This window comes from Mycobacterium sp. IDUB_37 (genome assembly GCF_055419245.1).
The window spans coordinates 1-25,846 of record NZ_JBVAXG010000017.1; the positions used below are offsets into that span (position 1 = coordinate 1).

Here is a 25,846-nt window from a genome sequence, read left to right on the forward strand (position 1 = left end):
CCCCGAAACCGCACCACCGAAAGTAGTGTCAGCGATGTCCTGACAACAACGTGTCAGGGATGTCCCCGGCCACTACACAATAACCACCGACCACGTGGCCTACTTTTCACCGTCGCTTGTGGCCTAGTTTTCGACCGTCGTCAACACCACTGATTGCTGAATGCGATCGCGTCGATATTCACGGTGAGGCACTGTAATCGCGGGAGGGCCTAGCGGCCCACTCATTTTGACAACTGATATTCCTGCAGTTCGAGGTAGATGAAGGCGTCGTGACGGCAACACTCCTACTGACGTGTTTCGCCGTAACTTCTGATCGTGCTTCATCCGCGACTAGGTCGGCATCGAGAACCGGCATCGCATCGGAGTGGAGACCATCTGCTGGGAGATGGACTACCCGCACTCGGACTCGAGTTGGCCCGATGCACCCGAACAACTCGCTCCCAAAGGCGACGCGATCCTCATCGTCAAGATCGACCGCGACCACTTCCACCACTGCGTCGAGTGCGCAGAAGTTCATCGCCGCCACGCGGAGTGACCTCAACGCGCTGGAGAATCAGCTGCGCGGGTGCACTGCAACGACCGGCAGCAGGCCGTCAGAACACGGCCCGGAATAATTTCGACACCGTTGGTGAACGCCGCTTGTCACCCGCCGCCCAAGGTGAACCCCGAGGAGGAGTTGGCGACCGCGGTGTGGGGACGGCGAACTGATAAGACCGGCTGCATTGCAGAAAATGGCACGGCGTCGTGATCCGAGTTCGACGGCGTCTTGTGTCGGTCTGCCGCGAGATGCTGATCCAGTGAAATACATTCGACACAGCCGCATCGTCGAATTGACGGCGCGCAATATCACCGCTTTGTTGGCGAAGTTGGACGATCCAGTCTCAGCCCGCACGCTGGAGTCCCCGGACGGCCAGGTGAGCGTCCGGTCGGTCGCCGACACGTCCGCTCACGGTAGTGAGACCACCACCCAGGCTGTCGGCTCCGAAGGAGTCGTGATATTGACCCGTGACGAGCTGTGGCATCTGATGACGCCCGGCACGACAGTGATGGTGGCTGGCTACACGGTGCTCTCTGTGCCTGACGAAGCGCACTACGGGTATCGCGCGCCGGGCGAGGTCTACATGCCCGAATCCGGGACGAGCTGGTAACACACGGTCGTTATCGGCGGGACGGGCCGCTCCTGCGACGGCGCAGCCTTGTTTGATGGTCTTACCGGTAGACCGGCTGGGAATCGACTTTGAGCCATCGTCCTGATCTGGCAACGCTTAGGAGCGACGCTTGAGGCGCCCCTCGGTCACGCTGCGTTTGCCTGCCTGGTTTCGGCGGGGTTTGCGATGGTAAATCGGTACGCATGCTGATTAGAGCAGCCAGATCGGGGTCGGTCACGTCGCCGGTCACCGGGCGATCATTCAACCAGCCAGAACAGACGATCTGCTTGGCTGCACGCAGGACCGAGCGCCGCTGTGCTGGAGGAAGGTCGGTGAGCACGCGCTCCAGCACGGCGAGTAGCTCCGAGACGACGTTGCCGGATCCGATGCTCCACAGCGCAAGTGCCCATTCCGCGCGGCCTTGTTCATCGCTGATGGCTTCGAGCTGTTGTCGCCACCAGTTCGCGTCGTTGAGGTGGGCTCGCGCTTGAGCGAGAAGCTCGCAGGGGTGGGCGGTATCGCCGAAGGCCGAAGCGCTGGGATTCTTCACGTATCCGGTATTCAGGGGCGACGCGGCACCGATGATGGCGATCTCGGAGGCGAGCCAGCATCGTCCAGCATGTGCGTACAGGGCGGCCGAGGTGTTAGCCCACGGGAAGGTGCTGCCCTTGTGACCAGTCATGAACGCGCGCGCTTTGGCGATCGGCGCGTACGCGGAGCGAGCGCTCGTAAGCTGGTTGATGGCTTCACGGCGACGCCGCTTGGTCTTTTCGTTTGTGTCAGTGAAGCCGGTCGTGGAACTGGTGAAGAAATCACCGGGCGCGAGTGCCGCAGCGACCTGGGCCGGCATCGACCGGATCGAGGTGACCTTTGCGCACTGCCCGTCCAGCACGGCCCCTAGAAGCGCTGATTCGAGCGGGCTGCCGGAGGTCGGCACGAATCCCGTGTTCAGGAGTAGCTCCGCGGCGCCGTCGGACACGTCCAGATCATCGAGTCCTGCGGTCACTCCGGCGGCGGCTTCACATTCGGCCCCAAGCCTGAGCCAACCATCTTGATGCTCAGTACCGATCGCCGCGGATAGTTGCTCCAACCACCACGCGGCGAACGACCCGCGTTGGTTGAGCAGTTCACGAAGCGCGCGAACGCGGGCACTGTTCGCCGGGTCAGCAGGGTTCGCGCTGATCACTGCTGTCAGCCGTGTCCAGGTCGGGTCCGGGCCGTCGTCGTCGGGGAGGTCGGGCAGCGCGGACAGTGCGCCTATATCGCGACGATCGAGCGCCGACAACAGGATGGGCAGCCCGGTATCCGAGCACAGCGCGGTGAGGACTTTGCGGGCCTCGCGGGGACGAAGATGGAACACGCCGTCGGTGAGCAGTGTCCAGGCGGCCAGGTAGGACGCGGTCGACGAACTGTGGGACAGCTCGTCTTCAATGCCGGCCGTCAAGGTGTAGATCCCGTTGCCTTTTGCATTGCCGCCGTAGAACCTGGCGGTGTTGAGCCAGTAGGGTCGGCGCAGCAACTCTCGCAGTACGGTTGCGCTGTCGAACGCCGGGTTGTCTTCTCCTGCATTGCGATACAGGTACCGTGCGGCGAAGTACTCCCGCAATGAGAGGACCTCGAATTCGTAGGTTCCGTCGACCTTGCTGGTCAATGCCCACAGACGGTCGCTGGCCCCCTCGAAGAGTTCGTCTACGACCGATTCGCGATTGCCATAGGTGCGTTGGAAGTGGCGCATCGCCTCTTTGAGTTCGGCGATGCTCATGCGGCCGTTGATCTGCGACTCCTCGGTGTGCGCATGGAGGTACCAGCCGAGGAACGGGATGATCTCGATGAGTTCCTCTTTATGGTTGCGAACGGCCTTGGGGTGCTTGTTCGCTTCGCGAGCCAGAAGGAGGTCGACGTACTTGTCGTAGAGACCGGTGCGCTGGGTGGGAGTGGCGGCACCCTGCTCGTGAAGCAGGTCGAGCAGGATCGTCAGCTGCATCGGGTTGCCGGCGAGTTCGTTGATATAGGGTTCGCGGCTCTTATCTTTGAAGCTCTTTCGTAGCGAGCGGCCGTCTTTGCCTCTGATTCCCCGCACTGCACACCATTTGCGGAGATAGTCGTTGCGTTGCTCGGTGTCCAACTGGTTGAGGGTGATGATCTCGAACAGGTCCGGGGACGGCTCGGGTAGCTCACCTGCGCTGGGGCGTGTAGTGACCACAACTCGTGGCGGATCGGTATACGCCTTGCCCCGACCCACGAACTTATTGATGGACTTGACGACCTTGCCGCGGACCGTGGGGCTGCCGACTTCATCGAGGCCATCGAGCACGACCAGACTCGGTACCCGGTCAAAGATGTCCTGGACGTCCTTGGCGCTCAGCGTGATCCCACCGCTCTCGTGAGTCATCAAGTCAGCAAGGAAACACTCGACGGTCGCCTCGTCGCCGGTGCGTGTTTTTACCTTGGGGCGTCGGTGGCCATCGGTGTGGTCCCAAACGTCGTTGCCGTTGAGCCACAGAGCGTAGTCGCTCAGATCGAGTCGGATCGGGAATCGCGGCGTGTGCTGCTTGGGCAACGCATGGGGTCGTTCCGTTGCCGGTACGAACGAGCTTCGGTGGGTCTGGCAAATGTATTGGCTCAGTGTGGATTTGCCTTGGCCGGGGGCACCGCGGACCAAGGTAAAGGGTGTCTGTGAGTGCAACAGATAGTTGGCTGCGCCGCCGACCGTGGCCGGGTCTGGTTCTCGTCGGCGATTGGTCCCGGTGGTGTGGACCCGGTCAGCGGTGACATCGACGAACAGGTCGACAACGTTTTCCCGGTCGACATCGGATTGGCTAAATTTGACGCGTTTGTCGTCCTCCCACTGGGCCGCCGCGACCTTGCGGATGAGGTCACGAAGGCCCTTGTCCTTGGCGGCGCCTGTGTGCTCGGCGACAAGATAACGCACCAGATCCCAGCCGGCCAGCATCTCAGCGTAGGCCCACTTCGTCTCGGTAGGGGCATTGTCGACCCAGGGGTTGAGCGCCTCACGCCAGATGCAGGTCATCTGCTCGTAGCCGAAGTCCTTGGCATACGCCTCGAGCTGCCTGTCCAGTTGGTCGAACGTGCCCGATTCCGGCTTGGCCGTGCTGCCCACGTTGGTGACCAAAATGTAGTGTCGAACGCCTTGTGTAGCCAGGCGGCGCAGGTTGGCCTCTTCCAATCGCACGGCTTGGTCCAGCCAGCTGACGGGGTCTTTCTCCTTGCCTGCGACCGACCACTTGACCTGGTAGATCAGCAGCTTTCCGGCGTCGCCTTTGCGTATGCCGTCACGTCCGCCGTCGGCCTGGCGCAAAGCCATCGGGATGTACTCGGAGAACTGGAGCGCGAGCAGCGCGCCGACCAGCTGTTGAAAGTCGTGATCACCGAGGCGCTCGTAGAGATATCGATGTCGACTCTCGGGCACCAGATGCCTCCTTCGCTTCACCTGATCATCGAGGCACCGTGGTGGGTACTTCAATTCCTGTGGCCTATTAAATCTGGGCTCACCGACATGATCTCGGAAGCTCACCCGGTGTCGGCCGAAACAAGCCCGTCGATGCCGTGGTTTGTGACATCGGTGTTCGCAATGGGTGTGAGTCGTGATCGTTGGTCTGACGCACCCAGAGCCCCCTCCACAGCCGTACACAGTTGCCGATTACAAGAACATGGTTGGAAGGTCTGGCCGTCTTGGATACTCCAATAACGTTGATTCATAACTGATTCCAAACGACAAACTGAGGACGGGAAACGAGTGGCGAAGCTGCGTTGTCAGCGAGCTCGAGGCTGCCACTAAATTCCGGCGATGTAAGGGACGCAGATCAAGATCTCTGTGACACAGTCACGTATCGGCTCCGGTTGAATGCCGAGCAGCCTGCTCCGCAACTACCTGCTCACTTGTCGATCGGGGGCCGACAGTCACGGCCAGGGGGAAATCGTCACTGTCTCTTCAAGGCGTTCGCAAACCTCGTCGATCGACATGGATCGCCACAGTCGTGGTCGACCGTCGCTGGCGAAGGTGGATGCGAGGTAGCAGCACATGTCCTACTTTTGGTGTGTGGAGACAGTGGGGTGGGGCGAACTGCGCCGAAACGCTTCTGAACTCGTGCGGCGCGTAGACGGGGGCGAGGAGATCACGATCACCGTGGACGGTCGGCCCGCGGCGAGGCTTATCCCGGCGGCAGCGCGTGCCTGGAGACGATGGTCGGACGTGGCCGAATTGTTCACGGTCCAGCAGATCCCACTTTTGCTATCGACCGCGACGAGATTGCGCACGATGTGCGCGATCCATGAGTAGCTGACTGTGAATCTCCTGGACATCAGCGTCATTGTCGCGACTGATGTGGGACACCTTATGGCGCTTACGACCTCACATCCGAGCGCTTCAGAACCCACCAGGAGCAAAAGCTAGGACACGAAGACATCCTTCCGGTCTGCCCCTCTGGCGCAAGCCAATTCAGATTTCCCCTATCCGTGCGGCAGACCCCCAACCGACTTGGCCGACTGACTTCGACACAAGGGCTGCAACGAGATTCAGCTGGTTGCGTACGGTTATCAGCCGTGGTTTGGGGGAGTTGTGCAGCACCGCCAGACATCGCCAGGTTCATCGCCCAGCTAGATCTATCTCGTACATTCCGTTGCGAGTCTGCGCCGCGCGCTGAGCGCGGGGTTCAGCGTGACCGTACGGACCGCAGAAGTTACTTTCAGTCCAGAGTTTCTACTTCCATGGCGGGTTCGTAGTGATGAGGATTGAGGATCGCGCGGCGGTAGGGATCCGTGCCGCCGGTGGGTTCAAAACCTTCGATGACTTTGGCCTTGAACGCAGTGATGCCTTGGGCATCGATTCTCGCGGTCAACTTTTTGGTTCTGCTTCTGGCGACCTTGCGACGCTGAGATAGCAGCAACTCGGTCAGAGCGACAGCGTTGGGATACCAGGTAGCGATCTCCTTATTGGAGAGCATCCCGATGACATCGGTGACACCGAGCTGTCTGCGTCGCCGCTGAATATCCGGTGCATTCATGACAATGGGCCACCGGCTCCACTTATAGAAACAGCCGATAGCGTCGCTGAAGCTTGCGCGTACCGGGTTGCGTCCCCACTGTCTGATAAGCACGCGATGCTGGTGGTTTGCACTGGCAATGTCTGGGCAGGAAGCGATCGAGAATTGCTGCCATGCCCGGCATTCGAGTTCGCTGCTTCCGACCCACCGGTGATGAATGAGGCAGGTTAGTTGGTCGTGGCTGGCGAACACGTCGACCTGATGGCTTTGGCCAAGACGCGCCACGACGCAAATTGAACATGCCGGCCGCGTGCGTGCCGAGGAAGACACCTGGCCGACCAGATAGTGCCAGTTCACGAGATCGGAAGGTTTGCGCAACTCGGGCAGAGCAGAAGCGAGATGGTGTTCGGAGTATCCGGTCAGACTGGCTAGGGCTGCCCGGAAGTCCGGCCGCTTACAGATTGTCGGAAGGAACGCATCTTTCAAGTAGTTTTCCCGCTGCACCCGGGCGAGATAGCTGGTTAAGGTTTCATTCCTGATCGGGCGGACTTGTATCGGGAGGCGTTGTAGGGGCACGACAAAGCGGTCAGGTGAAGTTGCCCGATGCGGTAAGTGGTCGGATTCACTCTTCATCGGATACCACTAGCGCTTCGTCGTCCACGGCGATGGTGTCTAGCAATTCCATACTTATGGCTTCAAGTCCGAGGTCGATGGCGTCAGTGGCTGCGTCGATAAGAAGATCAGCTAGCAGTGCGATCGAACCGCCGGTTCGCGCCTGCAGGTGGTGGGCGTTGCGTTCGAGGAGACCGTTTTCGTGCAGCGGTAGCGGAAGAATGCGTTCAAAGGCTGCAACTAGTCGCGTCCATTCTTGTTGATCGCCTTCACTTCTGCCGTAGTTACTCATGTGGACGGGTCTGGTTCGTTTACGCCACTGAGCCCCGTTCTCGCCGCTGAACAGCGGGGCGGTATTCAGTGAGATACCGGCGAATATCATTGTGGCATCCAGGTTTTCGGCGAATACTTTCAGATTGTCTGCAACCTCTGCTCCGGCGCGATGGTCGGTGTTGAGGCGTTGCACGTCATCGAGGATGACGAATTTGGTGCCTAGGTCCTTGAGGAGGTGGGCGAGATCAACGAGGCGTTCGTCGGCGTTGCTGCCGCGAAGTTGACGGGCTCCCACGAAGTCTGCGAGCCGGACCCACAGTTTGTTGGTGGTGCTTGCCGTGGCGATGGTGGTGTAAACAACGGGCATGTAAGACATATCATTTTCCCGTCCGTGTGCGCGGCGCAGTTCAGTGTCGAGGCGTTTGCCGCACGCCATCACGGCGGTAGATTTGCCGATCCGAGGATCTCCTGAAACGCGAATCCCTCTGCGCGTCACATATTTTGCCGTCCGCGCCGCGCGCATCAATTTGCGTGCCAGGGACAAGATGGCGGTCAGGTCCTTGGTGGGGAAGACGCGTTCCTCGTTGAGGTAGTCGATGCGACATTCGTTGTAGCGAGCGCGTTCAGATGTGCTGAGCGCCTTGATCTCGTCAATGCTCAGGGAGGGCCGTTCTGTGTCGGGGGTCGGTTCGTAGGTACAGTATTCGCGCCACTGTTCTTTCGTCGTGGGTGAGCCCATGTTTCACCACGACTCGGAGAGGCGCATCGGATACATCGGTTCGGCATGGGTTGCCGGTTGGCCAGAGCGCCGCGCTGGAGGCGCGGGTATCGATACTGGCTCCTGAAGTGGCGCTTCATCCGGTGGGCGGGCGCAAAGTTGTTGTCGGGTGAGGTTAGTTCGTCCAGCCGCTGCTTCTGCACGAGATACCTGCTTGTGCTGAGGTGCTGAGGGGCCGTTGAGGAGCGTTCGATGGATGGCTTCAACGCGGTCGAGTATCTGCTTGGCGGTGATCTTTTGTGTGCCCATGCCACGACGGATGGCGTTCAGTACGTCGAGTCCGAATGGCATGCTCACGTATTTCGCTAGCTCCCAACGGCATTCGATCCAGCCGTTGTCCTGCAATACCTGGCGGCCTTGCTTGTCGTAGCCTACCGCTTGGTCACGGACCCAGATTTGAAGCATATTGTTGGGGTCGTAACGGACCTCCCACTTCCCGTTCTTCTTGCGGTTTGCGGACTTGGTGCGGCGCATGTCATGAAAGCGTGGGGAATCACTGTCATATCTCAGCTTATTGAGATAGACGCCAGAGCGGTTGATAACCCTGAACTCGCACGGCAGCAACGAGATGAATTCGTCGCGGGTGAGGGCGCGTGCGGGACTCGGCGCGACTTCCGCCAAGGCGCGATACATTGCGTTGGGGGAGAGGAGCATTCGTGGTGCACTTGTGTGCACCACCCCGCTGTGTGGCTTCTCCTGGTAGACCGTGATGATCCAGAAATCAAGCAAAGCCTGCAGCACATGCAGAGGCCAAACTGCATCTTTCTCCGGCTTGCGGCCGCGATGATTCACTGAGCGTCCTTTGTAGCCGCGAATCCACCGTACGAAGTCATCACCAATGGACTCGAAGAAGCGCTCGATGTGCGGCTTGGCGGTCGGCGTTTTCGGCGGAGCTAGGCGATACGTGATGCCACGAGCTTCTACCGCCCACAAGAACGCCTTCGAAACGAATACTTTTCCGTTGTCCACAACAACTCCGCGGATGACGATCAAGGGTTTGTTCGCAATGCTGCTTTCGATCTGTTGCTGATCAGCTATCAGGTCCGGAAAATAGCTTCTGGCGATATCCATGCTCTCTGCCCAGCCGGGCAACATCTGTTGAGGAACGCTTGACTTGGCAAGCAGCTCCAGTGCGTCGACGGTCTTGCAGGCGTTCGGACGCAGTATTGCGCTAGCGATGGATCGGGTGGCCACATCGATAGCTCCTGCAAGATCGACACGGCAGATTTGGCCATCGGCCATCAACACCATGGCATCGAGCGGCGTGGAATCTAGCTGCACCTCGTCGCCGGCATAGAGCGCGACAATCTTGCCGAAGGCACGGTCCGGGCTAGTAGCGTGGCTGCGCCGTGAGGTCGCGTCGCCGGTCGTGTGTTCCCCTCGGTCGAGCTGATTCAACTGCACATACAGCCAACTTCGACTGGGGATATGGACAGCACTTTCTTTGAGGTCCCAGGTCGCTAGCTCGATGATCTGCTTCTTTGATGGAGTCGACTTCTCGACAAATTGGCTTTTCACAGTCTGAAGAGCGACTAAGACCTGGGGATCCACCTGGGAAAGCCGCACATGGCCCGGCGTCCCTCGTTGGTCTGCGCATCCCACAATGCCTCTGTTGAGGAATCCGCTCCACTTGCGCCACATCTTAGACATTGAGACGTTCACCCCAGCGCGTATGAGCGACTTGCGTTTGGCCTCCAGGCGTGCCCGGATGGTCTGTGTCTGCACTGGAGGCGCGATGACCCCGCAATCGCGCAGGGCCACACCATGTTTGACTTCGTACATGTGCTCGTACCAAAACTCTGCTTGACGCCTCCGTTGGGGTGTCATCAGATCGAGGAGCCGCTGATCAGCGATGCAGGGGCCGGACTGCGACGGCCCGATGAACGTATCGTCGGCGAGTACTACTCCGGCCGGAAGGTTGAGCTCGCTACCGTTATCGAGGCATCGCATTTCCACTATCAGGCCGTCGTAGGCCCGGATTTGCCAGGCGCAGCCGCGAAATCCAATGACGTCGTTTTCAAAAATTTCGTTCATGGACGCACTACCGTGTTCCAAGCCAGTGGGGTCTGCAACTCGACGTGGAGCTCCCCGCACCAAATCATGTTGTACACCGCACAGATAACGTCCGCGGCATCGGTGCTTTCCCGTGCGCTGACCACGTCGATCAAGTCATCAAGGCGAATCCCGTCGGCGCCGGATGCCATGACCTGTCCGGTTAGCGCTGCACGAGTCATGGGAGGCGGCGCAAACCGCTGGTGGCTGTAACCTCCGAGAAAACGCGTGTTGCGATCCACCGCTACGTTGATGTAAGTGAATTCCTCGTATTGCCAGCCGAGTTGGTTGCAGATAGACCGTGTTCTGCCGTGCTGTATTCGGTCAGCCTCAGTCATCCTCTCCTGTGGTTTCACATCGACAACCAGGACTGATCCATCACGTTTACGGACGAAAAGGTCTGGGGCGTGGCGTCTCGGAGTGGAACCTTGAGGCCATAGAAGCCAGAAAGGATTGGAACTAACCCTTGCCGCTTTACCGCTGAAGTCGAGACTCATGAGCGCAGTCAGCTCGAACCGCGACTCGAATCGCACATGTGAACACGACCGCGAGAACCAGTAGCGCCCCTGGTGTGCACGTCTCCCGCGGTAAGCAGGGAACTGACGGATGGGTGAGGATAGTTCGAACGGCACCTGCGCCAACGCCGGCACGATCCGTGACCGTACGCGTCGACCGCTTTCGGGGTTCCGATACAGCATCAAGGTGTACGGGGCCTCGTTGACCGGCAATTCCTCTGTTGTGCGCACAGTTCGCGTCACGACGTCCGCCTGCAGTTCCAGTCGTTGCGACGCTTCATCCCGAGTTGTGTGAAGCTGATTGATTGCGCGGGGTTGACACCCGCGCCAAGACACGCTGAAATAAACAAGTCTCCTCCTAACAAGGGGCAACGGTTTGATACGGCGCAATGCCGCACCGAAAAAGCCTGGATCCTACCCAGGCTTTTTCAGTTTTTCGAGGACGTCCGACGGATCACTGGTCGGGCCTTGACTATTCGCTAAGCAATAAGAACCTCCTGCATGACGACTGTGCGAACTGGTAGGGGCAAGAACGCAGTTCCGCCTCGTCGGCACTATTGCGCCGCTTCTGGCTATACGGATAGTCCAGCACAGATGGAATGTTGTCTACAAGACCCGGTGGTAACCATTCAAAGTAAGACGAGCGCGAAATTGCGTTGGAGCGCAATTTTTTTACGAGCTCGGTTAGGGATCGACTCTCAGCCCTCAAGATCCAACTGTCGTCGCGGAGCCGCTGAGAAAGAGCACAAATGCTCTCTACCGCAGAGGATTCCGATTCGGCGACGCAACTTGTACCAGCGACGCAAGACCCACGATGGCTAGCCCCAGAACGACCCGCAACAGAGCAATAAAACCGTCAAATCGTCACATAGCGTAATAACGTCACGTAACGTAACGTAACGTCACTTAACGTAAGGCCACAAATCGTTAAGCCGCCACAATTTCGGTTGCCAGGCTGGTGGTGAGTCCACGGCTAGCAGCTACGGACGGGACTTGGACCTGACTCCACTCGGTTCCCGCTAACTACGGCTATCCGAGTTGCGATCTAGCATTTGATACAGGGGGTTCTTTGCCACTGCACTTCGCGATTCGGTGCCGGCAGCAGTGACGTACCGCTGCGAGGTCGCCATGGATTCGTGTCCGAGCAACTTCATCAGCGTGTAGACGCTGACGTCGGCAACGGCCAGCTCTGTGGCGAAGGTGTGGCGAAGGCCGTGTATGAGCGCTCCTGGAACGGGTTGTGCGTTTGGGCCGGTCCGGTCAAATGCCCGTTTGATGCGTGATTGAAGGGTTCCTCTTGTGATCCGCTGGCCGTCACGGCCGACGAAGAGCGGCGAATGCGTGAACCACCGCGCCAACCCTGATCCGGCCGTGGCGTCGCGCCTTTCTGTAGAGGGGCAGCGGGTGACGCGGCTATCCAGATAGTCTTCGATGACCGAGAGTAGCTGGGCCTCGATTGGGACGCTGCGTTCCTTGTCGCCTTTACCTTTGACGTGGATGACGGCAGCCCCGTCGTCGGTGGTTCGTACGTCGCCGACGTTGGCTTGGCGAAGCTCCTCGGAACGAAGGCCTGCCAGTAGTGCTGTCAGGATGATTGCGAGGTCGCGCTCGGCCCAATCGGTTCGGCGGGCGGAATCATGGTCCTGCGCAACGGTCTCAAGCAATGCCTTGACAGCCGTGCGGGGCAGGGCTCTCGGCAAGTCCTTCGCCGGCTTAGGCCGACCCACCGCCGACATTGGATTGGCTGCTAGGCGCTCGCCGGTGTACAAAAAGTCGCACAGTACATTCCAGTTAGACCAGCAGCGGCGGATGGACGCGGATTGGTGAGTCTCGGCAAAGGCGGCAAATGCCTTCCGCATCGATTCTCTTGTTATGTCAACCAACTCCATGGATGCGGGTTCGCCGCCAGTGATCACACTTGCGATGGCGAGGAAGTCTTGGCGATAGGCCTTCATTGTGTGCACCGAGGGCTTGCGAGTTTGGCGGTCGTTGAGGAACTCGTTGAACCATTTGGGGAACGAAGCAGACGAGATTCCTGCCGACTCGACGTGGTCGGGTCTACGCGCAGGGGTGTGGCTTTGCGGCATAATTCCAGGATAGCCGAAAGATGAATAATCACGGTTATCAATTTTTCGTCCTGGATGGAGCCCAGGATTCGCGCTGAATACGTCACAGTGATGAATTGGGCGCATTTCGCGATGGGCACCAACATGCCGGCGTGAAATGGTTCGCCCAACCGGGATTGCGTGATTGGGACGGCCGCGGCGGCGTCTAGCGGATGTGTCCGGCACTCTCAGGTTTTCCTGGATTCGGTCGCAATCTGAAGCTGATCGAGTGGATTTTGTCGCCGTAAACACGGTCCAAGCTGGGGCGATGTTCACTCTCAGGTAATCCTGGAAAATGGGGCCGAATCGGACAGCTCTCATGTCTTCCTGGATTACTCGCAACATGTTCTGGATCGGACAACAGCGGGCGCAGCGCATGTCGTTGACAACCCTGCGGGTAGATATTGTGCCGATAAGCGACATTATGTCAAGTAGAAGTCGCCGTTTTCATCTGATGAATCAGCCCATTGGCAGGCTCCTGCGGCGTGCGCTCTTGGTCGTCGCGGCGCTGTAGTGGTTGCCTTGCAACGGAATTGCGTGCTGCGGGCGAATGGGCGTTGGTGGTGGTCCTTGCTGATGAGCGCGTCGTCGGCGCGATCGGTGTTCTCAAGTTGATGGATCTAGCAGCACGGATGTGGTAATGATGCATTGGATGATTCATTGAATCATCCAATGAGACAGCCTGGGAGGCTGATTTGCCCGTTGATAAGAGCGGTCGCGTGTTCCTGGTGGGCTCGGTTCCGCTGCTGCATCCCGAGGTCCAAACCGTCGAGGAAATGCTCGACGGTTGGCGGAACCAGCAACTGTGCCGCAACCTTGACCACGACACCATCGACGGCCGCATCGGCCTGGTCCGCCGCTTCATCGAACACACCAACGAGTTCCCATGGTCGTGGACACCGGCCATCGTCGAGGAATTCTTTGCCGACCTGCGTGGCATTAAGGGCCGGAAGCAATCGACCGTCCGCGGGTACCAGAACGGGTTGCGATTGTTCTGCTCCTACATCGCTAGTCCCGATTACGGCTGGGACCGGGTATGCGAGCAGCGTTTTGGCACACACCCGGCGCAAGTGTTTTTCGCCTGGAATACCGCCACCCACGTCCAGGACAACGAGCAAGATCCCGAAAAGCGACCGTTCACCAAACAGGAATTACAGGACTTCTGCGACCACGCCGACGATCAGGTCACCATCATCGCCAATACAAAAAGGAAAGGGTGGCTGCCGGCGTACCGTGACGCCGTAATGTTTAAGCTCGCTTACTCCTATGGATTACGGTTCAACGAGCTGCGGCACCTGCAGACCGTCGACTTCTCCCGCAACCCCCACGCCCCGGAATTCGGCCGCTACGGCGCAGTGAAGATCCGCTACGGCAAGGCAAAGAAAGGCTCGCCGCCTAAGCGTCGCACCGTGCTGACGGTGTTCGACTGGACACCTGGAATCATCAGCGACTGGCTCAACCAAGGGCAGCCCTACCTCGACGACGGCATTGACCTGTTCCCCAGTGAGCGCGGCGTCCTGGTCGCCGAACGCACCCTGCTGCGCAGATTCCGGCGCTACTGTATGGAGCTCGAGCTGTCTGCCGGGCTGGATCTGCACTCCTTTCGACGGTCCTACATCACCCACCTCATCGAAGACGGCTGGGACGCCAAGTTCGTTCAAGACCAGGCCGGCCACGAATACGCCAGCACCACCTCGCTCTACACCGGCGTCTCAAGTGACTTCAGGACCCGAACCCTGCGCCGCGTCCTGGACCGGACGATCAAGGATGCCCTCTCCTTCGGCGAGGAGACGTCGTGAAACGCGAAGTTGACTACACCTGGCGCCTAGCCGAGCTGATGGCCGCCAACGGCATGCACAACAGCACCGACCTCATCCCCCGTCTGGCCGAACGCGGCATACAACTGTCCCGGCCACAGGTCTATCGCATCGTGCACCAGCGCCCCGAGCGCGTCGCGCTGCAGCTGATGGCCGCCCTATGCGACATTCTCGGCTGTGGCATCGAAGACCTTGTCACCGTCACCGCCGCGGATAGCCGCAAGAAGAAGACCGCCTCCGGTAGTGTCACGCAACCCAACGTCGTCGAACTCAACAAATCCGTCCGACCCCGACGAGCGCGCATCATCACCGATGGCAACGATTAAACCCAAGACTCGCTCCACGAACCGAGGGCGACCACGCGTCACCACCGGGATCATTGAATGCGGCCGCTGCCACCGGATGGCCAACAAGCTGCGTGTCTACTGGCCGGGCGATCAGCTCTGCAACAGCTGTTTCTACACCGCGATGCGCACCTACGGTGTCTGCCCGACCTGCGGACACGACGGCGTCCTACCCGGACGCCGAAACCACACCGACCCGCGCCCCGTATGCCTAACTTGCGCCGGGATACCCGGCGACTACACGTGCGCCACCTGTCATTGCGAAGGCGAGATCTACCGCCTCGCCGAGTGTGCCCGCTGTGTCCTGCGCAGCGATCTCTGCAAGATTCTCCTTCACCATCCCGCCGACCCGACCGCCATGCAGACACTGATCGAAGTGCTTTGTAGTGTCGACCGGCCCGAAAGCATTCTGACCTGGAAACGCAGCGTCGAGGTGTTAAAGCTGCTCGGTGGAATCACCTCCGGCGCAATACCTTTGACCCACGAGGGCCTGAATGCAGCAGGCTGCGGCAGGCACGTCAGCCACCTGCGTAGCTTGCTGCAACACCACGGACTGCTCCCACCACGCGATGAACACCTGGCCCGCTTCGAAGGCTGGCTGGCCGCCAAACTCGACGCCATCGACTCTCGCGCCGTCCGCGCACCAGTCGAACAGTTCGCGACCTGGCACCATCTACGAAGGCTGCGCAGCCAATCCAAACCCGGTCAAGCCTCAGATGGCCCAAAGCGTTCCGCGAAACAAGAAATCACCGAGACCATCAAGTTCCTGACCTGGCTCGAACAAACTCACGGGCGTACCGTCAGCGACTGCACGCAATACGATGTCGACGAATATCTCGCCACAGGCCCCACCACCCGACACCTGATCCGCACATTCTTCATCTGGGCCAAGAAAAGCAAGCTCAACATCGCGGTGCAGATCGGCTTCAGGCAGGCGAAAACCACCCCGACGATCACCCAGGACCAACGGTTAGCCTGGCTCAAGGAACTACTCACGGGCGACTCCGAAAGCCTGCCCTATCGTGTCGCCGGCATCCTGCTGTTGCTCTACGCCCAACCGCTGACCAAGATCGCTACGCTGCAGTCCACCGCGATATCTCACTCCCATGGCGAGACCCGTATTGCGCTGGGCAAGGACCCCATTCCCGTTCCCGAACCTTTTGCCTCCCAACTCAACTACCACCGTCGCCATCGCCCCAACCTTCGCACCACGGGTGGCGCCATCAACACGCCCTGGCTCTTCCCCAGCAGCAGGGCAGGATGTCACATCAATCCGCAGGTCATCATGCAGCGGCTGCGGGCGCTCGGCATCAACCTGCAAGGAGCACGCAACACCGCGCTGCAGACACTCGTCTCCGAAATCCCCGCTCCCCTCGTGGCTGAAATGCTCGGCTACAGCTACCAGGTCACGCATCGACACGCTGAAGAAGCTGGTACGACGTGGTCGAAGTACGTGAAGTAGCAGGCGCGATGGCCGTGAGCACGTGACGCGACCAGGAAACGACGCTCTTGCCACGCGTTGGCCCGCAAGATTTGTAATCGACGACTACCAGACATTACGTGCGCAGCGCCCATCGGAGATACCCCACATGGAACCAACTTCGAAGCCATGACATACGACCTAGCCCGCCTTGGTAGTACTCGATTCGAGCACCTTGTGCAGGCGCTCGCCCTTGCCCGCCTTGGTCATGGGGTCCAGATCTTTGGGCCCGGACCAGATGGTGGCCGGGAAGCTACCTTCGACGGCCCGGTCAACATGGACGCTAAGGGCAATTGGAACGGCTACGGGGTAATCCAGGCGAAGTACAAGGCCACGCTGACGACCACGACCGCAGACCAATCATGGTTCTTCGAGCAGGTCACCGCTGAGCTTGACGCGTGGATAGATCCGAAGAAGAAGCGCTATACCAACAAGCCCGACTATCTGCTCCTCGTAACCAATGTCCCTCTCACGTCGGTCGCGGAGTCCGGCGGTTTGGACCGTCTCGAACGACTATTCGCGCGCTATCGCGATCTTAGCGAGAAGCACGGCGACGGATCCGTCCGCAAGGTCGGCATGCCGGAGTTCAAAGATTATGCAGTCTGGCACCCGGACTATCTCGACCGCCTCCTCGAGAACCACGGAGAGATACGTCGAAGCTACGCGGATCTGGTGTTGCCGGGCGATGTGATTTCACGCCTCTACGAGCAAGTCGCTGAGAGCGACGAGCGGCTAGTGCATGCCTGGGTCGGACACGTCGTGCGCGCGATCAAGAGCGACATCACCGTGGAACTCGGTGAATCCGGCGACACTACCAATTCGCCTCTGTCGCTAGCGGAAGTTGCCGTCGACTTGCCTTCGTCCTTTGAGCCTCGCCACGAATCACCGTTGCCGGCGTTGAAACTCCTCGTTGAGCGCGGTGACCAAGTTCTGACGCCTGCACTCTTGCCCGCTGAGCGAGACCGAGTGGTCGTGTTGGGCGGTCCGGGCTCCGGCAAGTCAACGCTTTCGCGACTCCTATGTCAGCTCTATCGGCTTGCGCTCGTACACGGAGAGGCAAGCAGCAGAGTGACGCAGCAGGTCGTGGGGCAGGCCAGCTCGATTCGCAAAGCGCTGGATGCAGCAGGTTTGCCCAATCCCACACTCCACCGGCTTCCTGTTCGCGTTGTGTTGAGCACATTTGCTGACGCAGTTAGTAGGTTGAGGCAACTTACTCTGCTACAACATATCGTCTCGCTGATCAATCACCGCACGTCAGACCCAATATCCGTCTCAGAAGCTAAGCGGCTAGTAGCAGCCTGGCCTCTGCTCGTGGTGCTCGATGGGATGGACGAGGTCGCGTCTGCCGACAACCGCGACGAGGTGTCGACTCGGATCTCGGACTTCTTCACCGAAATGGCAGCGCTCGGAGCAGATGTCTTTACTGTCTGCACATCAAGGCCAATCGGGTTTGAACGCAATTCCGAACTCGATTATCAGGAACTACATCTAACGCCGCTAGATCCGAACGCCGCTATGCGTTACGCATCGCGCCTACTCGAGTGCAGGTTCCCAGACAATGCTGATCGGCAAGAGCAAACCCTAGAACGGCTGCGTGCAGCATCGAAAGCCCCCGACACGGCTCGTTTAATGACGTCGCCACTGCAGGTCACAATAGTGAGCCTCCTACTCGAACAGCGGCGTCAAGCCCCAGCGAGTCGTTATGTGCTATTTAAAAGTTATTACGACACGATCTATGCACGAGAGTGCAACAAGCCTCCTGGCATCGGGGATGTTCTTGAGGCTCACCGTCCGCAGTTTGATCAACTTCACGAACGATGCGGACTTGCTATACATGCCCGCGCAGAGCGTGCTGGCGCGGCAGAGTCGATCCTTCCGGTCGACGAATTCGAGCTCATCGCCCGCAACATCCTCGAATCTGAGGGGTACCGCGAATCGGAACGCGAGGAATTGGTTCGGCAGATGCTGCATCTCGCTCAGCAACGACTAGTGCTTCTGGTTCCGAGGATGGACGGCCTTGCGTTTGAAGTCCGAAGTCTCGCCGAATTTTTTGCCGCTCGGTGTCTGATGGCCAGCGAGGACGCGGCCGACAAACTCGAATTACTCGTTCCCTCGGCTCACTGGCGCCATACCTGGCTACTCGCCGCCGGCTACATCTTCGCAGAGAGGCTCTACCTTCGCGACGCAGTTGTGAGCCGGCTACTCGCCGCGGATCACGCCAACTCCGTAAATCGCCTCGTGATGCCTGGCGCGGTTTTGGCCATTGACGCCCTTCAAGATGGATTTGCTGCCCACGCGCCAAGATTTGAACAGGATCTAGTGGTTGCCGCTCTCCGGCTTGTGACTGGGCCTATCGGCAGCCACATCACGCTGCTCGCAGATGCCTTAATTCCCTTTATGGAGCGGTCCGTAGACGTTAGCAACACGGTATGGCGCGAACTCGAAGCTCTACTGGCAGACCAGGCTCCCGGGGCGACCCGAGCATTTCTCGCTGGCCTCGCTGCTTCCGACTCCGACGCAATAGCTGTCCGCGCAACCAACAAGCACGCTGCCTACGTAGAGCAAGCAGGCGCAATTCTAAGCGCCGATGGCTGCGATGATGCAGCAGCAATTGCAGCTATCCGGACGCAGCTCATCGACGCAAAACTCATCGACGACGACGACTCCGACCTAAGGCTCCTCGAAATTGCCCGCAAAAGTACCAAAGGTACCGAGGATGATCGGTCATTACGGCGAGCCCGAGAAATTTTCGTAGACGGATGCCGAGACAATTATGTCCAAATGTCGAAGATTCGCGCCTCTCTCGCCGAAGCGATCGAGCGCGATAATATCGGCGATATCCTGTCGTCGGCGCTAATGGAATCTTCCTAGCATAAAGCCCCGCAAACTTTTCACCCGTTTATGTGTCCCACGGTGACCGTTGCCCGGCCACCGTGGGCCCTTCGCCATAACGAAATGGCAAGGGACTTGATCGGCGAGTGGTCGTCACCGGCGTCGCGACAGTCGGAAAATTACGCCGTAATACTCTGTAGTGCATCATATTTCGCGATGCGACGGCTAATTTTTCTTGAGCGCAGGGCCGATTGCTTATGCAGCGCAGGCGGTTTCGTCCATCGAAAACTGCATCGGCGACGAGCGTACGTGATTCATCTGATGAATCAGCTTGGTTGAGCCGGACGCCAGCGGGCGGCCGTGACAGGTCGCCAGGTCGTCGGGTAGTTCACCGCGCGCCCCTACTCCCCGCCGAGGGATCGAAAGCGGACTAGTTGTCGCTCCACGCTCGATCTCGCCGTTGGTGGTGCTTTGACGTATCCGATACTTGGTTCGTGTCCGAATCGCCACCAATCCACGTCGATCTAGAACAGACGGAACGCAGAATCGCTCGGCTCACGACTACGAAGGCGAGTGGATTCACCCCACGAACGGCGACCAGTTTCACATCTTCAATGGCTTCGCGCTGGTCAATCGCCTGCTGTGTTCGGCAGGCCCGGCGGGCACAAGCTCAGGCCGCCCGACTAAGACAATGCTCAAGCACTGTCGCGATCATTTTGCCGAAACGCTGTCGATCCTCCAGCCCACGATCCTGATTTTTCAGGGCGACAAAGCGGCGGCTAATTGGACTGACATCCTGGTTCGCGGTCGCGACTTGCGTGCTGGCTACCCACCGGTTTCCGAAGCGCACCTTGGCGAGCACCGAATAATCGTCTGCGAGTTCAGCCATCCGTCTGCACATGGGTGGCAGCGGTGGGGAGCAAACATGGACGCATACTACTTAACTCAATTGGTCGAACCGACCTTGCAAGAGGCGCTACGCCTCTCAGGCCGCCCCTAACTAAGAAGCAGCGCCATACCGCTCGCCGCATCCTGGCCCGGATCGTCGATGAGCATGGCTGCGGTCCGCTCTAAACGCCTAGCGGGCCATCTTCGGCTCAGATTCGTGCGCCTTTTTCGAGATTGCATCGGCGGCACAAGATTTGCAGGTTGTCGACGCTTGTGGCGCCGCCGCGGGAGAGTGGGATGTCGTGGTCGTATTCGAGATATTGTGTCGCGTGACATTGCCTACACATGCCGCCGTCACGCTGCCAGACTGCCGATTTCACGTGTTGTGGGATTGTGCGAGTATCCCGCTGGCCGGGAACCAGTATGAGGCGTTTTGCGATTCGCAGCGTTCCTTCCAAAACCGCAGTCACATAAGCGCTGTCGTTCACCACATATGTGGCGCTGCCTCGCGCCGTGGTCGCGTCAATGACGACGTTTGAGTACTCGCCGCGCACCGAGATCACCTTCGTCCACGCCAACTCGGTGCCACTTCCGACGCCGACGAACCGAAGCTTGCGGCTGCTGGCGATCAGCCGACCTGGGTTCTGCTTTGGCCCACCGGCGAGGTACCGGATCTGCGTCGCGGGCTCATCTAGGTGGACGGTCTCGCCTATCTCGAGGTGCAGACTTGCGGCGTGAACGGAAGGGAGGTTGCCGTCGCGGATGCGTGAAAGCTCCAGGCCACGAAGCAACCGGTTGCGCATGTTGTCGATCGAGGGATCGGCGATCCTTAGGGCCGCGACGGTGGTGTCGAATTCGTCGAGTTCGTGTTGTTCGATCACACCGTCGGCGAAGGCGAACGTGACGATACGTTCCAGGTGGGTCAGTGCGAGCGGGCGTAGGATTGCGCGCCCGGAGTCCTCGGCGATCCGAGCGCGCCGCAGTGATGTCCAGAGGGAATCCCAAGGCGGTCCGTGGGGTCCGGTGGTGGCGAGCACGTTCGTGGCGTCCACCCGCCACTGGTTGAGGACGGCGTTGGCATGGTTTTCACACGTCCGGCAGGGGCGGGGCGCGCCGAATCGGCGCGTCTTTCGTGGTTGGCCGCAGCGCTCACAGACAGCCGGGCCGTGCTGTGGCGGTAGGCGGTAGGTTTCTCCGGTGAACCGGCTGCCGTCCCACCAGTGTTGAACGCTCGCATCGGCAGGATCGGGGTACCAGTCGGCGCGCCGGCCTGAGGGCGGCTGTGGGGTGTCCGGATTCGGTCCACCGGGTGTGGCCCGAGTTTGAACCGGTGGTTCCTCGTCGACGGTGATGCCGTAGTCGATGGCTAAGCCTTTCAACCCGGTGTCCCATCCTTGGCCGACGGCGCGGAACTTCCAACCGTCATTTCGACGGTATATCTCACCCAAAACCATCGCCGAAATAGCTTGGGGATCAGCGAGCTGGAATTCGACCACTGCTCCACCGCTCGACGCAACGGTGATCGATACGAACCGGGTGTCCGCGAATGTGCCGGAATCCACAGAACCTGCGAGAACAATCGCGTCAATGCCGGACTCGACCGCTCCTAGGTCGATCAGCATCGTGGCAGCGGTGGGTGTCGTTTCGTGAAGTGACACTGCGCCGGATTGGTGTCGGGGCGCGTTATAGAACACGAAATCGTGATCGGATCGAACTTTCCGCTCCGAGGTAACCAAAAGCGCCCCAGGGTCGACGCTAATACCTGTCCCCCATCGGAGCCGGACCGTCAGCTGAGCAGTCGGCACCGGCGTATTGGCGCCACGTGCTAATTGCTTTGGGTTAGGACACACTTTTGACCGATCCGATCCCGCCACTTTCGATGGGCGGCCGCCGACATCGTTGGATCATGCATCTCGCTGCGCCACCCCGCCGGTTTCCACGAGAAGGGCCGTGGCGGCCTCGGCGGTTTAGCCAAGATGTCGGCCAGCTCCGAGGCAGTTCCACGCTCATACATTCAATCCCATCGACGGCCCGCTGAGAGACCCTACTCAGCTGCGCCGACATTCTGTCCGTTGAAGGAGTCGGACTGATGATAGTCGCGACCCCGAGCGATGCCAGGGCCGTTGCCTCGGGCTCGCCAGCTGACCGCGAGACCCGACCAGCAAACAAAAATCCCACGCAATTGCTGGTCGGCGGCTGACCGTCGCCCGGTCCGGCATCACGTACGACACACGCCGTCCGGCCTTGGCAGCCAGAGTCAATCCTCCGCAGTGCACGGATAGGAATACGACGAAATCGAATATGGCGGGTTACCAGTAAGACCCAAATCGAAGGTAGCCCCCTGACCTGCATTCTTGGATCGCCTGCCCGGCCACACTCGGGTACTCGGCTACTCAGTCCGACCTCGTAGATCCCGGCCAAGCTCAGTCCCCGCTTAATCATCCGGCGCAGGGAGGTCGACAGACATGTCGCATATGAGCGCGACGCCCGAGTGCGTGAATGCCGCGGCGGCAGATTTAGCAACTATCGGTTCGGCGATTGACGAGACCCACCGGGCGGCGGCCCCATCAATTCTCGCCATCGCCCCCGCGGCCGCGGACGATGTATCGGCGAGCGTCGCGCAGTTATTCTCCGCGCATGCGCAGGACTATATTGGGGCCATTGCGTTCTGAATTAAACTATTTCGCTACCGCTGGGAAAGCCTGGCAGCGATGATTGTTCCACACCACAAGTCGGTGCCAGGCATTCATTATTTCCTGCCCTCCTAAATACTTATACCCCTTTTAGCCGTTCTTGATCTCCGACAAATCATTACTTATTCACCGAGGTGATTCACAGGCAAACCAATTTCCTACCCGTATATCAACAATGCCTTCCGCTAAGCATGGTCATCGGCTAGACCGCCGCTGTTCACTCCCAGACGACCTTCTCCCCTATTGAATCTAAAGATCCAACTCGACGTCCAACTGAGCCTGGCTGTTGCGCTTGCCGGCTTGGTCATCGCGGCGCTGTACGTCCGGTGGTCCAGGTAGGCAATAGATCAGGTGTTCCCTTGTTGCGGGGATTCCCGACCGCGCCTCCCACATCGCCGTTGAGGGTCTATCGCCGACCGCGGCTTTGGAACGGCTACTCGCCCAAGCTAGGTGGCCCGAAGCCAATCGATCACCCGGCTATTTGGGTAGAGCAACCCCGCCCAGGATCTGCTGCAACTCACGCCGAATCGCCGCATTGACATCCGGCAGGCTCGACGAACACGGCAGGCTTGTATTCGCGTCTACACACCCGGGCCCATCCGCTGCGCACGGCGCATTGTCCGTCGTCATACACGACGAAGGATCCGCGGCGGCCGGTACGGGAACTAAGACCAACGCCGCCCAGACGGCGCCGGCGCCTATTAAGACCAGATTTTTTCTCATGCCGCTGACCTCTCTGTCGTCTCCCGATGACGCTAGGGTCATCCTGCGCCTGCTCGGGCACTTTGCAAAGGCCGCGCCATTGAAAAATCACCAGCACAGTGGTAGTCGGTGCAGCACCCACATCGTTTTTGCGCCTCATTTCGAGCGATCTCCCGCTGAGCAATCAGTTGCCTGCACAATCTCCGCGGTGCAGACAATGTCCGCGATGTTGTCGTCGCCGAGGGACTCCAAAGCGAACGGTATCTAATGCCGCGGTTTACCGGTAAACCGCCGCACGTCGCAACGGGTGTGTCAACGGCCTCTCCTGCTTGGTGCAGTTGCGCGCAGGTCTTGCCTCGCGCAGCTCGTGCTTTCTCTTTGACGTGGAAAACCAGGGTGTTGCGCCAGACATCGAAATCTGAAACGATCCGGCGGCGGTGCGGCAGGGGCATGATCCGCAGGTGGAGCGTGCTGTAGCCGTTGCCGTAGAAGCCGTCACGAAGAACCCCCGCACGCCTGCTGAGCGTCTATCCCAACTAGGCGAAATAGATCATGATTGAATACGATGCGCACAAATGGCTGAGCCACTTTTTTGACATCCGCGGCTCGCTGGTCCGGGAGATAAGCGGTCGAGTCTCCCTATGCGGCGCTTGGTCGGCAGCGGTTGTCGCCTTTCACAATTATGTCGCTCCGGTCGGCATGCCAATCCAGCTGCACACATTAATGGGCCTCGCCCTCGGTCTCCTTCTGGTTTTCCGCACCAGCTCCAGCTATGACCGTTTCTGGGAGGGACGCAAACTCTGGGGCGGGATCATAAATGAAACACGGAACCTCGTGCGGAGCGCCAGCACATACATAACGGCGGATCCGGCGCTGGTCGCCCGACTCACCCGATGGACAGCCGTCTTTCCCTGGGCGGTCATGGACAGGCTGCGCGGTACCGACGGCCTCGGGCCGCCAATCACCGAACTTCCGCCCGCCGAGGCGCAGGAGGCGATCGACGCCCAGCATCCCGCCCTCGCTGTCGCCGGCAACATGTCCGCTTGCCTGCGGGAGGCGCGTGAGCGCGGCCTGATCTCCTCAGACATCATGCTCACGTCGATGGACCAGAACATTCAGCTCCTGGTCGACTACCTCGGCAGCTGCGAACGAATTCGCAATACGCCGATGCCCTTTGCCTACGCCGTTCACCTGCGCCGGGCGCTCGTACTTTATTGCTTTACCCTCCCCTTCGCCATGGTCGATACCTTCGGCTGGACGACCATTGTCGACGTCCTTGTCATCGCTTACACATTTTTCGGCATCGAGGAAATCGGCGTGGAGATCGAAGACCCCTTCGGGTATGACGCGAACGACCTCCCTCTCGAGGAGTTCTGCGACAAGATTCAGCAAAACATCTATGCCCAAGCGGGCATCGAGAAGCTAACTCGCGACGGCTTGCCCGAGGGGTCCTAACGCACCTACCAAGGCCGGCGGTCGATCTCGGCGGTCAGCCGCGCGGCGTGGTGGTGATGTGCACGTGATCGAAGTGGCCGTAACCCGACGCCTGCGGACCCGCCGGCGTGTAGTACGTGCCACGCCAGATCACATCCTGCAGCCCGAACCGGCCCGCATTGCTCATCGCGAATGCGAGAATTTCGTCTCCGAGCGCGATGCCCTCGGGGCTCGAGGGGTTAGGGATCATGATGTCGATCGCCAGTCCGCTCGGATGCCACGGCTTCGGGTCCGGCCGGACCCCGTCGATGGCGGAAATCTGGGGAAACCGTGCGCTGATAGCCCGGGCGGCCAAGATGGTGTTGGCCTGTAGCCCGGCCTCGTTCGCGACGCCGACGGGCAAGGACTCCGGGATATCCCCGCCTGCAGCTGCGAGGGATAAACCAAGGTCGCCGGGAGCCGCGGCTATCGCCGGGTCTGCCGGGGCGACTGCGATTGGCGGCGGAGGTGTGGCCGCGTTGTCGATCAGGGCTTGCTGTTGCGGTGTCAACGCTGCGTACTGCGCCTCCGCGGCTGCAATTTGGCGCAGCAGGTCACTCAATTTCGCCTGCAGTTCTGCGCGCACCGCGGCGGCCCGCTCGGCCGCGGCGCGAGCGTCGGCAGCCGATCTCTCCGAGGCCGCAGCGGCTTCGGCCGCGTGCGTACGCCCGAGTTGGAAGGCCTTCATCTGATCGGCCGTCTCAGCGGCAACCATGCGTTGTAGCGACAGTTGGTCGATCAGCTGCTGTGGCGAGGCCGCAGCGAGCACCGCCGCCAATTGACCGCTATGGCCACTCATATAAGTCATCGCTGCCACCCTGTTGGCGGCGGCCTGATAGGGCTGAAGCTGGACGTTCGCGACCTCGAGTGCCACCAGGTCGGTGCGGTGGCGGGCTTCGGCCGCTGTCTCGGCAGCCAGTCGAGCGTCGACATCGCGCTGGGCGGCCGTGACCGCCTCACGGCTCTTCAACGCCTGACTGGACAATTCGTTGAGCCTGGCCATCGCGTCAGCCGCCGGGTCCGCCTTCACGTCGCCCATGGACGTCGCCAGCACGACGACCGCCGCAACCGAGCCGCACACTGTTCGCCGCAGTGAATGGCGCGCCCGTCCCATACGGATTGTCACGATCC

At 59.9% G+C, this 25,846-nt stretch carries 17 protein-coding genes and 1 pseudogene; 9 read left to right on the forward strand and 9 right to left on the reverse strand.

Annotated elements, in window-relative coordinates:
• Window positions 1-274: 274 nt before the first annotated feature.
• Window positions 275-436 (forward strand): annotated as a pseudogene (locus ACZY1I_RS31585) (amidohydrolase family protein); the annotation flags it as partial.
• Window positions 437-797: 361 nt separating this feature from the next.
• On the forward strand, window positions 798-1,148 hold the full coding sequence (locus tag ACZY1I_RS31590) for a hypothetical protein (protein ID WP_463761543.1): 351 nt from the start codon (window positions 798-800) through the stop codon (window positions 1,146-1,148).
• A gap of 61 nt (window positions 1,149-1,209) precedes the next feature.
• Here ACZY1I_RS31590 and ACZY1I_RS31595 read toward each other — a convergent pair whose 3' ends face one another.
• Window positions 1,210-4,578, reverse strand: coding sequence for an NACHT domain-containing protein (locus ACZY1I_RS31595; RefSeq protein WP_463761545.1), 3,369 nt, complete (start codon window positions 4,576-4,578; stop codon window positions 1,210-1,212).
• A gap of 612 nt (window positions 4,579-5,190) precedes the next feature.
• Between ACZY1I_RS31595 and ACZY1I_RS31600 the strand changes: the two genes are divergently transcribed.
• Window positions 5,191-5,448, forward strand: coding sequence for a type II toxin-antitoxin system Phd/YefM family antitoxin (locus ACZY1I_RS31600; protein ID WP_463761546.1), 258 nt, complete (start codon window positions 5,191-5,193; stop codon window positions 5,446-5,448).
• A 406-nt stretch (window positions 5,449-5,854) separates the two neighbouring features.
• Here ACZY1I_RS31600 and ACZY1I_RS31605 read toward each other — a convergent pair whose 3' ends face one another.
• The 5 genes from ACZY1I_RS31605 to ACZY1I_RS31625 all read right to left on the reverse strand — a co-directional run bounded on the left by ACZY1I_RS31605 (window position 5,855) and on the right by ACZY1I_RS31625 (window position 12,468).
• The gene (locus ACZY1I_RS31605; RefSeq protein WP_463761549.1) at window positions 5,855-6,784 is read right to left on the reverse strand and encodes a TniQ family protein; all 930 of its coding nucleotides are present in this window, start codon (window positions 6,782-6,784) and stop codon (window positions 5,855-5,857) included.
• Entirely contained in the window at window positions 6,774-7,775 is a 1,002-nt protein-coding gene (locus tag ACZY1I_RS31610; protein ID WP_463761551.1) for a TniB family NTP-binding protein, read from the reverse strand. Before ACZY1I_RS31610 ends, ACZY1I_RS31605 begins: the two co-directional genes overlap by 11 nt.
• A gap of 3 nt (window positions 7,776-7,778) precedes the next feature.
• Window positions 7,779-9,848 carry a Mu transposase C-terminal domain-containing protein gene (locus ACZY1I_RS31615; RefSeq protein WP_463761553.1) on the reverse strand — a complete coding sequence of 690 codons (2,070 nt, stop codon included), beginning with the start codon at window positions 9,846-9,848 and terminating at the stop codon, window positions 7,779-7,781.
• Window positions 9,845-10,564, reverse strand: a complete 720-nt coding sequence (locus tag ACZY1I_RS31620) for a TnsA-like heteromeric transposase endonuclease subunit (protein ID WP_463761611.1) — start codon at window positions 10,562-10,564, stop codon at window positions 9,845-9,847. The genes ACZY1I_RS31615 and ACZY1I_RS31620 overlap by 4 nt, the downstream gene beginning before the upstream one ends.
• 836 nt (window positions 10,565-11,400) lie before the next feature.
• Window positions 11,401-12,468: a tyrosine-type recombinase/integrase gene (locus ACZY1I_RS31625; protein ID WP_463761555.1), complete on the reverse strand. Its 1,068-nt coding sequence runs from the start codon at window positions 12,466-12,468 to the stop codon at window positions 11,401-11,403.
• Window positions 12,469-13,181: 713 nt separating this feature from the next.
• Between ACZY1I_RS31625 and ACZY1I_RS31630 the strand changes: the two genes are divergently transcribed.
• The 4 genes from ACZY1I_RS31630 to ACZY1I_RS31645 all read left to right on the forward strand — a co-directional run bounded on the left by ACZY1I_RS31630 (window position 13,182) and on the right by ACZY1I_RS31645 (window position 18,998).
• Window positions 13,182-14,285: a tyrosine-type recombinase/integrase gene (locus ACZY1I_RS31630; RefSeq protein WP_463761557.1), complete on the forward strand. Its 1,104-nt coding sequence runs from the start codon at window positions 13,182-13,184 to the stop codon at window positions 14,283-14,285.
• Window positions 14,282-14,629: a helix-turn-helix domain-containing protein gene (locus tag ACZY1I_RS31635; RefSeq protein WP_463761559.1), complete on the forward strand. Its 348-nt coding sequence runs from the start codon at window positions 14,282-14,284 to the stop codon at window positions 14,627-14,629. The genes ACZY1I_RS31630 and ACZY1I_RS31635 overlap by 4 nt, the downstream gene beginning before the upstream one ends.
• 76 nt (window positions 14,630-14,705) lie before the next feature.
• Window positions 14,706-16,109 (forward strand): hypothetical protein, encoded by a 1,404-nt coding sequence (locus tag ACZY1I_RS31640; protein WP_463761561.1) that lies wholly within the window; start codon window positions 14,706-14,708, stop codon window positions 16,107-16,109.
• Window positions 16,110-16,256: 147 nt separating this feature from the next.
• The gene (locus ACZY1I_RS31645) at window positions 16,257-18,998 is read left to right on the forward strand and encodes an NACHT domain-containing protein (RefSeq protein WP_463761563.1); all 2,742 of its coding nucleotides are present in this window, start codon (window positions 16,257-16,259) and stop codon (window positions 18,996-18,998) included.
• Between the two features lie 631 nt (window positions 18,999-19,629).
• On the opposite strand, the gene ACZY1I_RS31650 is transcribed toward ACZY1I_RS31645, so the two are convergent.
• Window positions 19,630-19,848, reverse strand: coding sequence for a hypothetical protein (locus ACZY1I_RS31650; RefSeq protein WP_463761564.1), 219 nt, complete (start codon window positions 19,846-19,848; stop codon window positions 19,630-19,632).
• Window positions 19,849-20,056: 208 nt separating this feature from the next.
• Window positions 20,057-21,721, reverse strand: coding sequence for a TerD family protein (locus tag ACZY1I_RS31655; RefSeq protein ID WP_463761565.1), 1,665 nt, complete (start codon window positions 21,719-21,721; stop codon window positions 20,057-20,059).
• Between the two features lie 591 nt (window positions 21,722-22,312).
• On the opposite strand from ACZY1I_RS31655, the gene ACZY1I_RS31660 reads away from it, so the two are divergent.
• Window positions 22,313-22,519: a PE family protein gene (locus ACZY1I_RS31660; protein WP_463761567.1), complete on the forward strand. Its 207-nt coding sequence runs from the start codon at window positions 22,313-22,315 to the stop codon at window positions 22,517-22,519.
• Window positions 22,520-23,794: 1,275 nt separating this feature from the next.
• The gene (locus tag ACZY1I_RS31665; protein ID WP_463761568.1) at window positions 23,795-24,697 is read left to right on the forward strand and encodes a bestrophin family protein; all 903 of its coding nucleotides are present in this window, start codon (window positions 23,795-23,797) and stop codon (window positions 24,695-24,697) included.
• A 34-nt stretch (window positions 24,698-24,731) separates the two neighbouring features.
• On the opposite strand, the gene ACZY1I_RS31670 is transcribed toward ACZY1I_RS31665, so the two are convergent.
• A complete protein-coding gene (locus ACZY1I_RS31670; protein WP_463761613.1) occupies window positions 24,732-25,829 on the reverse strand; it encodes a coiled-coil domain-containing protein in 1,098 nt (365 codons plus the stop codon).
• Between the last annotated feature and the right edge of the window lie 17 nt (window positions 25,830-25,846).